This window comes from Shewanella acanthi, assembly GCF_019457475.1.
GTDB lineage: Bacteria > Pseudomonadota > Gammaproteobacteria > Enterobacterales > Shewanellaceae > Shewanella > Shewanella acanthi.
Map to the genome: position 1 here is coordinate 1,607,728 of NZ_CP080413.1, position 13,938 is coordinate 1,621,665.

General features: G+C 48.9%; 9 protein-coding genes. 2 read left to right on the plus strand and 7 right to left on the minus strand.

The annotated features are described in order from the left end of the window. Positions 1–153: 153 nt before the first annotated feature. From K0H61_RS07185 to K0H61_RS07215, 7 genes are all read right to left on the minus strand, one after another. Complete coding sequence (locus K0H61_RS07185; RefSeq protein WP_220052551.1) at positions 154–1,086, minus strand: hydroxymethylglutaryl-CoA lyase; 933 nt, start codon at positions 1,084–1,086, stop codon at positions 154–156. 23 nt (positions 1,087–1,109) lie between these two features. Continuing rightward, positions 1,110–3,155 carry an acetyl/propionyl/methylcrotonyl-CoA carboxylase subunit alpha gene (locus tag K0H61_RS07190; protein ID WP_220052553.1) on the minus strand — a complete coding sequence of 682 codons (2,046 nt, stop codon included), beginning with the start codon at positions 3,153–3,155 and terminating at the stop codon, positions 1,110–1,112. A 69-nt stretch (positions 3,156–3,224) separates the two neighbouring features. Further along, positions 3,225–4,064 carry an enoyl-CoA hydratase-related protein gene (locus tag K0H61_RS07195; protein WP_220052010.1) on the minus strand — a complete coding sequence of 280 codons (840 nt, stop codon included), beginning with the start codon at positions 4,062–4,064 and terminating at the stop codon, positions 3,225–3,227. A gap of 17 nt (positions 4,065–4,081) precedes the next feature. Next, the gene (locus tag K0H61_RS07200) at positions 4,082–5,695 is read right to left on the minus strand and encodes a carboxyl transferase domain-containing protein (protein WP_220052011.1); all 1,614 of its coding nucleotides are present in this window, start codon (positions 5,693–5,695) and stop codon (positions 4,082–4,084) included. Positions 5,696–5,895: 200 nt separating this feature from the next. Then, positions 5,896–7,065 carry an isovaleryl-CoA dehydrogenase gene (locus K0H61_RS07205; protein WP_220052012.1) on the minus strand — a complete coding sequence of 390 codons (1,170 nt, stop codon included), beginning with the start codon at positions 7,063–7,065 and terminating at the stop codon, positions 5,896–5,898. A 276-nt stretch (positions 7,066–7,341) separates the two neighbouring features. Then, positions 7,342–7,749, minus strand: coding sequence for a MerR family transcriptional regulator (locus tag K0H61_RS07210; protein ID WP_220052013.1), 408 nt, complete (start codon positions 7,747–7,749; stop codon positions 7,342–7,344). Positions 7,750–8,077: 328 nt separating this feature from the next. Then, positions 8,078–9,790 carry a L,D-transpeptidase family protein gene (locus K0H61_RS07215; RefSeq protein WP_220052554.1) on the minus strand — a complete coding sequence of 571 codons (1,713 nt, stop codon included), beginning with the start codon at positions 9,788–9,790 and terminating at the stop codon, positions 8,078–8,080. A 224-nt stretch (positions 9,791–10,014) separates the two neighbouring features. On the opposite strand from K0H61_RS07215, the gene K0H61_RS07220 reads away from it, so the two are divergent. Both K0H61_RS07220 and gnd read left to right on the plus strand, forming a co-directional pair. Next, a complete protein-coding gene (locus tag K0H61_RS07220; RefSeq protein ID WP_220052014.1) occupies positions 10,015–11,922 on the plus strand; it encodes a propionyl-CoA synthetase in 1,908 nt (635 codons plus the stop codon). A gap of 292 nt (positions 11,923–12,214) precedes the next feature. Beyond that, positions 12,215–13,741 (plus strand): NADP-dependent phosphogluconate dehydrogenase, encoded by a 1,527-nt coding sequence (gnd, locus tag K0H61_RS07225; RefSeq protein ID WP_220052015.1) that lies wholly within the window; start codon positions 12,215–12,217, stop codon positions 13,739–13,741. Positions 13,742–13,938 lie beyond the last annotated feature (197 nt).

Genomic DNA, 13,938 nt, shown 5'->3' on the forward strand with positions numbered 1-13,938 from the left:
ACTAGCTTGCAGTCCTGCTTTGGTTACTGCAACGCTGGGGATTATGGGTGTGAAAAGATTGTTAATTATTACTTTTTTGTTTTTAAATTCATACCACTACTTAGCTTTTATTATTAATTTTCACTAAGTTGAGGTTTAATTCTGTAATTCATTTCATGCTACATCAGTAGTCAAGAGAGCGTTGGCTACTTTAGAACCATTGATACGCTTTAATTGGTTGCTGATTTGCTCACCGGCACGGGCTAATTTGATTAAATCGATACCGGTTTTCAGGCCGAGTCCGTGGAGCATATACACTAAATCTTCGCTGGCAAGATTGCCCGATGCGCCTTTGGCATAGGGGCAGCCACCGAGTCCAGCAACCGATGCATCAAAACTACGCACACCTAAGTCTAAACAGGCCAAAATATTGGCAAGGGCTTGACCATAGGTGTCGTGGAAATGCAGCGCCGTTTTCTCAATCGGAACACGCTCGCTAACAGCTTTAAGCATTTTACGGGCTTTTAGCGGCGTGCCTACACCAATAGTGTCGCCTAGCGAAATTTCGTAACAGCCCATTTTGTAGAGGATTTCAGACACTCGGGCCACTTCACTGACGGCAATTTCACCTTCATAGGGACAGCCCAATACACAGGACACATAGCCACGCACGGGTACATTGTGTGCTTTAGCCAATTCCATCAACGGAATAAAGCGTTCAATCGACTCTTCAATGGAGCAGTTAATATTGCGCTGACTAAAGCTTTGGGAGGCTGCGCCGAAGATAGCTACTTCGGAAGCTTTTGCATCCAGCGCCAGCTCCAAGCCTTTAACATTCGGGGTTAGTGCACTGTAAACCACACCTTCGCGGCGATTAATCATGCTTAGCACTTCACCGCTGTCGGCCATTTGTGGCACCCATTTAGGTGACACAAAACTGCCTGACTCTATGCGTTTAATCCCCGCATCGGCAAGGGCCTCAATTAGGGCGATTTTGGCCGCTGTTGGTACTGCAATTTCATTTTGCAGCCCATCACGCGGCCCCATTTCGAATAAGCTAACGTCGGGTCGACTTGCATTTTCAGTGGCGAATGTTTCTAGGTGCATTGCTTCAAGGTTGACTGCCGACATTAGGCCTCCTCGGCGCCGGTAGTTTCGCTTTCAAGGCTTGATACATCAGCAGTCAGTGGTTCCACATTGAGTAGCAGCGCTCCATCGCTCACCAGTTCGCCAGTGTTAAAATAAAACTCACTGACAATGCCATCAAACGGCGCTTCGATGGTGTATTCCATCTTCATCGCTTCCATGACTAACAGGCCTTGTCCTGCTTTCACCTGCGCGCCCACCTCCACAAGATGGGTCACTACAGTGCCATTCATCGGTGCTTTGAGTTTATCTTCACTGCTGACTTGTTCTTCAACGACTAAGGTTTGCACGGCTTTAAAGTGATAACTGCCAGAAGGCAAAAACAGCGTGAAATCATCTCCCTGTGCGCTAACAGGCACTTTACTCTTGTGGCCATTAATGTCAGCGAGCAACAGATCCTGTTTAAGTTCGCCACGTAATTTCCAGATATCACCATTAACGGGCAGTAAATAGACCTGGCCTAAGTCCTGCAGTACTAGCTGTTGCAGGTGATGGTTGTCATCAATTAGGGCAACCGAATGTTGACTAGTACTATTTAATCTAAAGCCGCTGACCAGTCCCCAAGGGGAGTGGGGATCGGCGCTGTTAATTGCCTGTGATTTTGCAGCTTCTTTACGTGCAAGCACTTGGTACAGCACGGCGAAGGCGATGGCAGTGTCGGCTTCACTCGCAGCGCTGCCGATAAGCGCATCGCCGTAGCGGCCGATAAAGTCGGTGCTAAAGTCCGCTTTGGCAAAGGCGGCGTGCTCGGCGATGTTGGCAAGAAACTCGATATTGTGTTTCAACCCACTGATTTGATAAGACTCTAACGCATGCACAAGGCGCTGCAGGGCTCGTGGGCGCGATTCATCCCAGACAATCAATTTTGCGATCATTGGATCGTAAAAGTTACTGATCACATCGTTTTCGCGGATGCCTGAGTCGATACGAACATGTTTATTTTGCTCGGGCTCACGCAAAAAGTTGAGTTTGCCGCTGGCAGGTAAAAACTCATTTTGTGGGTCTTCAGCGTAAATACGCACTTCGAAGGAATGGCCGTGGATGCGTACTTCTTCCTGCTTAAGGGGCAGGGGCTGACCCGAGGCGACCAACAATTGCCATTTCACTAAATCCTGTCCGGTCACCATTTCGGTGACGGGGTGCTCGACCTGCAGACGGGTATTCATTTCCATAAAATAGAAACTGCCATCGCTGTCGAGTAAAAATTCCACCGTACCTGCACCGACATAGTCGATGGCCTTGGCTGCGGCAACGGCAGCGTTACCCATTTGGGTTCGAAGGGCATCACTTAAGCCTGGTGCTGGCGCTTCTTCGACCACTTTTTGGTGGCGGCGCTGAATCGAGCAATCACGATCGGATAGGTAAATTGCATTTCCTAAAGTGTCGGCAAAAACTTGAACTTCGACATGGCGTGGCTCGCGTAAATAACGCTCCATCAATAACTTATCATTACCAAATGAGGACTGTGCTTCACGGCGCGCCGAATTAATGGCTTCGATGATTTCGCCTTCATTTTCGACGATACGCATGCCCTTACCACCGCCACCGTATGCGGCTTTAATGAGCAGTGGAAAGCCAATCGCTATCGCTTCAGATTTTAAGGTGGCATCGGATTGGTCATCGCCATGATAGCCAGGCACTAAGGGCACATTGGCGCGGCTCATAATTGACTTAGCGGCGCTCTTGCTGCCCATGGCATCAATGGCGTCACTGCCAGGGCCCACAAAGGCTATCCCTGCTTGTTCACACTGACGGGCAAATTCGGCGTTCTCCGATAAGAAGCCATAACCTGGGTGAATGGCCTGAGCGCCTGCTTTTTTGGCAATTTCAATAATCAATTCGCCCTTTAGATAAGAGTCGCTTGGGGCGCTGCCACCTAAATAGAAGGACTCATCGGCCATGGCGACATGACGGGCATTGCAGTCGGCATCAGAGTACACAGCAACGGTTCGGATCCCCATGAGCTGCGCGGTTTTAATGATGCGACAGGCAATCTCACCACGGTTAGCAATCAATAGCTTAGTAAACATGCTGGGCTCTTTTTTTTGAATCGTTGTCTGTGCTTGGGTCACATTGTTTGGGATCAGAGTCTGAGACATCTAGCGTGCTCCTTGGATATCGTTGGCAGGCAGGTGGCTGCTTTGCCAATTTGGTGGCCGTTTTTCAAAGAAGGCGTTTAAGCCTTCTTGGCCTTCGGCGGATACCCGAATGCGGGCGATGCGCTCGCTGGTGTAATCGATGGTTTCTTGGTCGATAGCGCCGTTCTCAAGACGCTTGAGTAGGCACTTTACCCACGCCATGCCTTGAGGGCTATTGGCAAGTAGCGCCTCGATAATGGGTTTGGCTGCGGCATCAAGATCATCGTTTATCTCGTGGATAACATTCAGATTTAATGCGGTGTTGGCATCGAAACGCTCGGCGGTAAGCATGTAACGGCGTGAAGCGCGGCTTCCCATCGTTCGGGCAACATAGGGGCTAATGACCGCAGGAATAAGCCCTAATTTAACTTCACTTAAACAGAAACTGGCGCGCTCTGTGGCAATGGCGATGTCACTGGCGCAAATCAGTCCGAGTGCGCCGCCAAAGGCTGCGCCTTGGACGAGGGCGAGCGTCGGTTTTGGAAAGGTATCTAAGTCGTGCATTAACTTAGCAAGGCATTTGGCATCCTCGAGGTTTTGCTCGAAATCCATTTTGGCCTGCTTACGCATCCAATTAAGGTCGGCGCCTGCACTGAAGTTTTTGCCATTGGCTTTTAGCACGAGCAGCCGGCAGTAATCACACTTGGCAAAGTAATCGATGACGGCAATCATCTCGCCAATCATCACTTCATCGAAAGCATTGTGCACATTGATGCGATTAAGTATAAGTTCGCCAACACCGCCGCTCAGGCGATATTCGACAAATTGAAGCGTATCTAATGTGTGGTTATTTGAGTTCATTATTTTTACCCTGTTAGTTACATACGGAACACACCGAAACGGGTGTCTTCGATAGGGGCATTTAATGCCGCTGACAGGGCAAGGCCGACCACATCACGGGTTTGCGCAGGGTCGATAATGCCGTCATCCCACAGGCGCGCGCTGGCATGATAAGGATGACCCTCTTTGTCGTACTGGGCGATAATCGGTGCCTTAAAGGCCTTTTCATCTTCCGCTGACCACACTTCACCCTTACGGGTTAAACCGTCACGGCGTACTGTCGCTAATACGCCCGCTGCCTGTTCGCCGCCCATTACCGAGATACGGGCATTTGGCCACATCCACATCATGGTGGGCTCAAAGGCGCGGCCACACATACCGTAGTTACCCGCACCGTAGCTGCCGCCAATAATCACAGTAAATTTAGGTACATTGGCGCAGGACACCGCGGTCACCATCTTAGCGCCGTGCTTGGCTATGCCTTCGTGTTCGTACTTTTTACCCACCATAAAACCGGTGATATTTTGCAGGAACAGCAGCGGAATTTTGCGCTGGCAGCAGAGCTCAATAAAATGCGCGCCTTTTTGCGCCGATTCTGAGAATAAAATGCCGTTGTTGGCCACGATCCCGACGGGATAGCCGTGGATACGGGCAAAGCCGCAAACTAAGGTCGCGCCGTAGTTGGCTTTAAACTCGTCAAAATCCGAATCGTCCACTAAACGGGCAATCACTTCTTTCACATCAAATGGCTTTTTAAGATCGGTCCCGACGATGCCGTAGAGCTCATTAATATCGTATTTGGGCGGTTTAACTTCCTTAGGACTTAGTAGCGCTTTGACTTCTTTATGGTGATTGAGACGCAGCACCGCACGGCGGGCAAGCTCAAGGGCATGCTCATCGTTTTGCGCTAGGTGATCGGCAACGCCTGAAATCTTAGTGTGCACTTCAGCGCCACCTAATTCTTCGGCGCTGACTTCTTCACCCGTGGCGGCTTTCACCAATGGTGGGCCTGCGAGGAAGATAGTGCCTTGTTCTTTCACAATTATGGATTCGTCCGCCATGGCAGGCACATAGGCGCCGCCTGCGGTACAAAGCCCCATTACCACGGCGATTTGCGGAATGCCCTTGGCGGACATTTGCGCCTGATTGTAGAAAATACGGCCAAAGTGATCGCGGTCGGGAAACACTTCGTCTTGACGGGGCAGGTTAGCACCGCCCGAGTCGACTAAATAGATACAGGGTAGGTGGCAACGGCTGGCAATGTCTTGCGCGCGTAGGTGTTTTTTCACGGTGAGCGGATAATAGGTGCCGCCTTTCACTGTGGCATCGTTGGCGATGATCATGCATTCCACACCACTTACACGGCCAATACCGGCAATCACTCCCGCTGCGGGGACCTCTTCGTCGTACACTTCGAAGGCGGCAAATTGGGAGATTTCTAAAAAGGGCGAACCGGCATCGAGCAGTTTCTCAACCCGCTGTCGGGGTAACAACTTGCCGCGGGCGATATGGCGCTCAAGTGCTACAGGGCCGCCACCAAGCTCAATCTTGGCAAGTTTGGTTTTGAGATCGGCCACGAGGGCGGCCATGTCGTCGGATTTGGCTTTAAATTCATCGCTACGGGCGTTGATACGACTGCTTAATTGCGTCACTTTTTATGTCCTTCTAAAGCGGAAATTCAGTATCAATGGGTGCTGGGGCCATTGCGCTTGCTTTTTACTCTCGCTCTTTACTCTAATTAAGGGCGCTTGGTACTGGCTCTTGGTTTAGGGCGTTTAGCACTCTGTTATATCGAAGTTGGCTAAACACCCAAACTTGGCTGAGCTTTAGGGCAAGGCTTCAACCGTACTGACTATTTAGATTCGTTAAATAGTTCTCGGCCAATGAGCATACGGCGGATTTCTGAGGTGCCAGCGCCAATCTCATAAAGCTTGGCATCACGCAGTAAGCGACCGGTGGCGTATTCGTTGACGTAACCGTTTCCACCTAATAATTGAATGGCGTCCAATGCCATTTTTGTGGCGAGCTCTGCACTATAAAGAATGGCGCCTGCCGCATCTTTACGGGTGGTTTCGCCGCGATCGCAGGATTTAGCCACGTTGTAAACATAGGCTTTAGCCGCGTTCATGCCGGTGTACATGTCGGCTAATTTGCCTTGGACTAATTGGAATTCACCGATGGATTTGCCAAATTGCTCACGCTCGTGGATGTATGGAATGACTATATCCATACAGGCGTTCATGATCCCAAGTGGGCCACCTGAGAGCACCACGCGCTCGTAGTCCAGGCCACTCATTAGGACTTTTACGCCATTGTTGAGGCCGCCGAGGATGTTTTCCTCTGGCACTTCAACGTCTTCAAACACCAGTTCGCAGGTGTTAGAGCCGCGCATACCTAATTTGTCGAGCTTTTGTGCCTGACTAAAGCCTTTGAAGCCGCGCTCAACGATAAAGGCGGTGATCCCGTGTGGACCCTTTGATAAATCGGTTTTAGCGTAAATCACATAGGTATTGGCATCGGGGCCGTTGGTGATCCACATCTTGTTACCGTTAAGGATGTAGCGGTCGCCTTCTTTGCGGGCATTAAGTTTCATTGAAACTACGTCTGAGCCGGCATTAGGTTCACTCATTGCCAGTGCACCAATGTGCTCACCGCTGACGAGCTTTGGCAGGTATTTGGCCTTTTGCTCCGCATTACCGTTACGGTGAATTTGGTTGACGCACAGGTTTGAATGGGCACCGTAACTTAGACCGATTGAGGCCGAGGCGCGGGAGATTTCTTCCATGGCCACCACGTGGGCGAGGTAGCCCATGTTGGCACCGCCGTATTCTTCACCGACGGTAACGCCAAGTAATCCCATTTCACCCAGTTTTGGCCACATGGCATTGGGGAAGGCATTTTCCCGGTCGACGCTAGCCGCGATAGGGGCGATTTCGTTTTGGGCGAAGGCCTGAACGGCGTCGCGCAGCATATCGACGTCTTCGCCGAGGCCAAAGTTAAGGCTAGTGTAGAGAGAGCTCATTGCTGGTGTCCTTTGTGGTCATTTTTTAGCTTTTTTATGATTTAAGTGCTTGAGTCTTGTTTAATTATTTTTGTGTCACTACCACTTTTTATCTATGAAAACTTGCGGTGGCAGTGCGGTAAAACGATGTCAAAACGTCTCGTTGAAGCGTTTTGTTTTATCAGTCTTGTTAAATTAGTCTTGATAAAGGCTCGAACTGAACCGACTTACTGATTCTACTAAGAGAGCCGTAAGTGCTTGTTCCCGTCATACGGTTTTTACCGTGGGGGAATCTTATTAAGCTTTAACGGTTTTATTTTCTTCGAGTGCTTGACGGCATTGCTGCTCGGCCGAATTGAGTTCCATCAACACTACCTTGATGTCATCCATCTGCTGTTGCAGTGCCGATTTTTTCTCTTCGACCAGCGCTAGCATAGTGTGTAGTTGTGTGGTGCTGCTCTTATCGGCATCGTAGAGCTCGAATAAACGACGGGTTTCGGCGAGGGAAAAACCAAGGCGTTTACCACGTAGGATAAGTTTTAAGCGAACGCGGTCTTTTAGACTGTAAATCCGTGTCTGGCCACGGCGTTTCGGTTTTAATAACCCTTGGTCTTCGTAAAAACGAATACTTCTGGTCGTGATATCAAATTCCTTTGACAGATCACTGATAGAGTAAGTCGTTTGTGACGTATTATTCGAGCTCATTCATGCACCTTGATTAATCATTTCCTAGCAAGATATATGAAGTTTACGTAAAGGTAAAGATTGCGTCGTTCATGTAGTGCCAATTTTGTCAACCCTAGTTGCCAGATGCACCTTAGGTGAGGTTGTAACTTTCTAATATTTATGTATTTAATTTTTCTGGTTTGTGGGTGCTAGCGTTTGTCGAAGCACTGCGTGAGCATCACATGATGGCAGGGGATGGATTGGATTTTGGATGAAATCACCCATTCAGTGGAAGTTTTATTACATTTCTTGGCGTAGTTGTGAATGGAATATGCCCATGGGGTGTCACGCCCACGGGCAGTTGGAATTACTCTTCTAGGGTATTAACCATATCATCCTGTGCCATCACGCTCAGCGCCGCAGGTCGGTTTAGGGCGTCAATGAGTACGGGGTCGCGCTTATAGACGTCGTTGTAAAACTTCAAATTTCCGTCCTTAATTGCCACGGTCCAATACATGATCAAGATATCGAGGGGCTCATCGAGGAACAGATTCTCGGTTTTCCCTGTTGCGAGTTTTTCCTGCAATGCCGCATTTGACCAATTGGCATTGGCACTTAATAACTTGTCAGCTAAAACCAACGGATCCTTCACCCGAATACAGCCGTGGCTAAAGGCTCTTTCGGTTTGATCGAATAAGCTCTTGCCTGGCGTGTCATGAAGGTATATCGCGTATTGATTCGGGAAGATAAATTTGACCTCACCGAGGGAGTTGGTTTTGCCTGGCCCCTGAACAAACCAGTAGGGAAAGTTTTTACGGGTGGTTGTTGACCAGTCAATACCGCTGGCGTCCACTGGTTTACCTGCAGCATCGACCACGCTGAAGTTTTTCTGCTCAAGATAACCAGGGTCTTTACGCAGGTGATTAATGATTTCAGATGAAATACTGCGAGGGACAGTCCACGTCGGATTGACGACCACATACTTCAACTTTGACTTAAACAGCGGCGTCTTAGCGTTGATTTTGCCAATGATGATATCGGTGCGCCAGCTGAGGGCATTATCCCTAAACAGCATTAACTCGTAACCCGCGAGGTTCACAATTAAGTAGTTGGCCGACAGATCCGCTGACAGCCAACGGGCACGTTCGAGGTTAATTCGGATCTGATCGGCAAGGCGCGAATAGGGCACGTTTAGCGCCGCCATCGTGCCTGCGCCAATCACCCCATCATTATTCAAACTGTGTTGAAACTGAAATTGCTTCACCGCATCGACCAACGTTTTGTCGTAGCTGAGCGCTGTGGTGTTTTCTGACGCGACAGTATTGTCAGGCGATGTGGTGCTTGCCGTTAAAGTGGGTCGTTCTTCAAGGTAACCCAATTGGCTAAGGCGTGTGGCAATGGCTTGCAGTGAGGGTGAGGTCATCCCCGGCTTAATGACTTCGGTATAGGGGATCTCGCTAAAGGGGTATTTGGCTGCAAGCTCACGGTAGTGGGCCAGTTGCCTCTTAAGCTCTGGATAAATAGCAATTTTTGGCGCAAGGCCAGTAATAGCGGCGGCTACTGTGTGGTTTTGGATATGCTGCTCGAGCTTTTTAAGCGTGGTATCAAAATCCAGATGGGTTTCATCGTAGTTCCATGTTTTACCCAGCATCCCTGGATTAATTTTGCCATTTAGCATATGTACGGCATAGCTAATAATGCCATCACTCAGTAGTAGCTCGAAACTGCTGCTTTGAAGGTCATTTTCCCAATTTGAGCTGTTTAGCTCGGCGTATAACTCAACCAACTGCTGATAGTGATAGTCTTCCTTCGCAAGTCCTTCGTCATCTGCACTTTTAATCACATCGAGCATAGTGCCTGCATAGGCTTTATCACTCCACAGTGGCTGGTATTGTCTGACCTGATAAATATGATTAAGCAACTTAGCGCTGATTATGGGGGTGTTGACGATTTGATTACTTTCGCCAATGGTGATGGGTTCAAGTAAAGATTGTAACTGTGAAGGGGTGGCAAAAGTGCTGTAACTAAGCAGCATGAGAAGCAACAGCAAGTAGCGTTTCATTGGGTGATATAGGGGCATAGTACGCATTTCTCTCCATGAAAAAACCATTCTCCGCTATAAGATACCGTGTAAAAGTTAACCTCAGCAAGGTTAATTGACTGTTTTTTATTCTCAAATTTCTGGCGATTTCAACCAATGGTTTATCCCTTAGTCTAATGGGGAAATGTGTTTGGTCGCGTCATAATCTCTACAGGATTTGGGGAATATCTGCGCTGCAGATGATGCATATTTGGGGAGGCCCTATGTTGGATGTCGGTCAACAATTACATCGAACTTCTATCGAGAATAAACAAGCGTTCTGGCAAGAGGCCTCCAAGGAATTGGAATGGGTTAAACCCAGCGAGCAGATCCTTGATGAGACGAATGCGCCCTTTTACCGCTGGTTTCCGAGGGGGGAGCTCAATACATGCTATAACGCCGTTGACAGGCATGTCATTGCGGGTAGGGGCGAGCAGATTGCGATTCATTATGTTAGCCCGGTCACGGATACAGAGTACAGTATCAGTTACCAAGAGCTACAGGCGCAGGTGTCACGGCTCGCAGGCTATTTAACGAGTCTTGGTATCGAAAAGGGTGATAGGGTGGTGATTTATATGCCCATGGTGCCCGAGACGGCCTATGCGATGCTAGCCTGTGCACGTATTGGTGCAATTCATTCGGTGGTGTTTGGCGGCTTTGCAGCCAATGAACTCGCGACACGAATTAACGATGCTAAGCCAAAGCTGGTGATGTCGGCGTCCTGCGGGGTCGAACCTTCCGGAGTTATTCCCTATAAACCCCTACTCGATAAAGCCTTAGATGAAGCGGTGCATAAAGTTGAGCACTGTTTAATCCTCAATCGAGCGCAGTATGAGGCGCAAATGCAAGATGGGCGAGACAGGGATTGGCAAACGTCCATTAAAGACGCCACGCCTGTGGGGTGTGTGACGGTGAAGGCGACCGACCCCCTCTATATTCTCTACACCTCAGGTACAACGGGGCAACCCAAAGGTGTGGTGCGCGATAATGGAGGCCATGCCGTTGCGCTTAGTTGGTCGATGTCCAATATCTACGATATCAGCATTGGCGATGTATTTTGGGCAGCCTCCGATGTGGGCTGGGTCGTGGGGCATTCCTATATTGTGTATGGACCCTTATTGGCGGGTGCAACGACCCTGCTTTACGAGGGTAAACCTGTCGGCACACCCGATCCGGGCGCGTTTTGGCGTACCATTGCTAAATATCGCGTGAAGAGTTTTTTTACTGCGCCTACGGCTATTCGTGCGATTAAACGTGAGGATCCCCAAGCTGAATACGTTTCAGGTTTGGATTTGAGTTGCTTGAAAAATGTATTCCTCGCGGGAGAGCGCTGCGATCCTGACACCTTGCACTGGGCGGAAGAAAAATTGCATAAACCTGTAATTGACCATTGGTGGCAGACCGAAACGGGCTGGCCGGTGGCCGCTAATTTAATGGGCGTATCACCCATTGCCGTGAAGGCGGGATCGCCAGGTCGCGCCGTGCCAGGCTATCAAGTGGAAGTGGTTGATGAAATGGGAGAACAGGTAGCCGCCAATGTGTCGGGTAACGTGGTAATTAAATTGCCGCTACCACCTGGTACGCTTACCACCCTTTGGCAAAATGATAAACGCTATCAAGACAGTTATTTATCTATGTATCCGGGTTATTACCTTACTGGGGATGCGGGTTACAAGGATGCCGAAGGCTACCTTTACATCATGAGCCGCATCGATGACATCATTAACGTGGCAGGGCATAGGCTGTCGACTGGCCGCTTTGAAGAAGTACTTTGCCAGCATCCAGACGTGGCTGAGGCCGCGGTGATAGGGGTTGAGGATAAACTCAAAGGTCAAGTACCGCTCGGGCTAGTGGTATTAAAAAAGGGGGTGACCATCAGTGATGCAGAGTTGTATCAACAGTTGATCCACTTGGTTCGCCAGGAAATTGGTCCCGTGGCCTCATTTCGATTAGTGAGCGCGATTCAAAAGCTGCCCAAGACCCGCTCGGGTAAAATTCTCAGGGGAACCATGCGCAAAATTGCGGACAATCAGCAATATACTGCACCTGCAACCATTGAAGATCCGCAAACCTTAGAGCTCGTTCGAACCACATTGACACGCATGGGGTATGCCGACGCGTTAGTCGAATAGTTAACTTCTCAACTCAAAAAGCGATGGAAAATATCCGTCGCTTTTTTATTTCATCGTGATGAATATTATTTAACCTGTATTTGACGCCTACCTTATTTCGATAAATTGCGATTCACATTTAAGGCTGATGATAAATTGGATATTTCGGAATGAAATAAAGCAAATTGTCAATTAATCGATTATACCAATCGTATGCATCGCCGAATGCAGCTAGCATTTATCTTATAAAGACCGATATAATCACGCCCCAAATTGGTTATATCTAACCTGTGTGACCCGTGGGAAATAAATAATGCAAAACCACAGCAAACTTAATGATGTTGGCGTAATTGGTCTTGGTGTAATGGGTAAAAATCTGGCACTGAATATTGCAGACAATCAATATCGCGTCAGTGCATTCGACCTCGATACCGCCAAAGTTGATGGTGTTTTACAGCAAGAAAAACAAGAGCGTAATGGCCAAGAACTGCGTATAACAGGCTGCGCCAATTTCCAAGAAATGCTAGCAAGTCTCGCTAAGCCCCGAATTTTCGTTCTCTCTGTTCCCGCCGGTGCGCCGGTCGATGGCGTATGTCAGGCCCTTATCAGTGCAGGGATTGAAGCCGATGATATCGTTATCGATACCGGTAACAGCCTTTGGACCGACACTGTTGAGCGCGAAGCCCGTTACAAAGGTCAGTTTATTTTCTTCAGCTCCGCCGTCTCAGGTGGTGAAGTAGGCGCCCGTTTTGGCCCGTCATTAATGCCAAGCGGCGATGAGTCGGCATGGCAACATGTGGCACCGATTTGGCAGGCGATTGCCGCTAAGGTTGATCCCCAAACGGGTCTGCCGATTGAGCGATTTGAGCCGGGTAATCCTGTGACTGAAGGCGAGCCTTGCACGACTTATATTGGTCCAGCGGGTTCTGGCCACTATGTCAAAATGGTGCATAACGGCATTGAATACGCCGATATGCAGCTTATCTGTGAAGCTTATCAATTGCTCCATGACGGCCTTGGTATGAGCGCCGACGAAGTGGGTGATGTGTTTGAACGTTGGAATAAAGGTAGCTTAAACAGCTATTTAATGGGTATTAGTGCAGAGGTGTTGAAACAGGCTGACCCAATGACGGGTAAGCCACTGGTTGAGATGATCCTCGATAAAGCCGGTCAAAAGGGCACGGGTCTTTGGACGGCAGTGAGCAGTTTACAGATTGGTTGCCCCGCGCCGACTATTGCCGAAGCGGTTTATGCCCGTGCGGTCAGTACTCAAAAATCCCTGCGTGTGCAATTGAGTTCAAAACTTGCAGGGCCTGCGGCTATCACGCTAGATGACGCGCAAAAAGCGGCATTGATTGAAGCACTTGAGAGTGCACTTTACTGCGCCAAAGTGTGCTGCTACGCCCAAGGCTTCCAACTGATGGCGATGACGGCAAAAGAGCAGGAATGGCAACTCGATTTCGCTGAAATTGCCAAGATTTGGCGTGCAGGCTGTATTATCCGCGCGACTTTCCTGCAATCGATTACTCAAGCCTATGAAGCGAAAGCAGATTTAAGTTGTTTATTGATGGCTGATAGCTTTGCTGAGCAGCTATCACAAAAACAAGGTGCGTGGCGCACTGCGCTGTCGGCGGCGATTGTGCAGGGTATTCCAGTGCCTTGTATCAGTTCTGCGCTGGCCTACTACGACAGCTATCGTAGCGAAACCCTGCCAGCTAACTTACTTCAAGGCCAGCGGGATTTCTTCGGTGCACACACCTTTGAGCGCATCGATACCCCAGCGGGTGAGAAATACCACTTAGATTGGAGCGCTAAGGAGCGTAAACTTTCTAAGGTTTAACTTGCTCATTTGCTCTAATAAAACGCCCCTTCATACAGGGGCGTTTTTATTGGCAATCAGATAATGGGATTTAATATCCAGTCGCTAACATTAATTAAAATATCTGGCTAATTAAATTACCGATGTTAATTGCTCAAATATTGAATTAAGCATTATTGTATTACAAATATGACGTATCGATTTTTTATTGTATTACA

Coding starts and splice junctions, on each gene's coding strand:
- K0H61_RS07185 (WP_220052551.1), bottom strand. CDS start 1,086: ATGCACCTAGAAACATTCGCCACTGAAAATGCAAGTCGACCCGACGTT.
- K0H61_RS07190 (WP_220052553.1), bottom strand. CDS start 3,155: ATGTTTACTAAGCTATTGATTGCTAACCGTGGTGAGATTGCCTGTCGC.
- K0H61_RS07195 (WP_220052010.1), bottom strand. CDS start 4,064: ATGAACTCAAATAACCACACATTAGATACGCTTCAATTTGTCGAATAT.
- K0H61_RS07205 (WP_220052012.1), bottom strand. CDS start 7,065: ATGAGCTCTCTCTACACTAGCCTTAACTTTGGCCTCGGCGAAGACGTC.
- K0H61_RS07210 (WP_220052013.1), bottom strand. CDS start 7,749: ATGAGCTCGAATAATACGTCACAAACGACTTACTCTATCAGTGATCTG.
- K0H61_RS07215 (WP_220052554.1), bottom strand. CDS start 9,790: ATGCCCCTATATCACCCAATGAAACGCTACTTGCTGTTGCTTCTCATG.
- K0H61_RS07220 (WP_220052014.1), top strand. CDS start 10,015: ATGTTGGATGTCGGTCAACAATTACATCGAACTTCTATCGAGAATAAA.
- gnd (WP_220052015.1), top strand. CDS start 12,215: ATGCAAAACCACAGCAAACTTAATGATGTTGGCGTAATTGGTCTTGGT.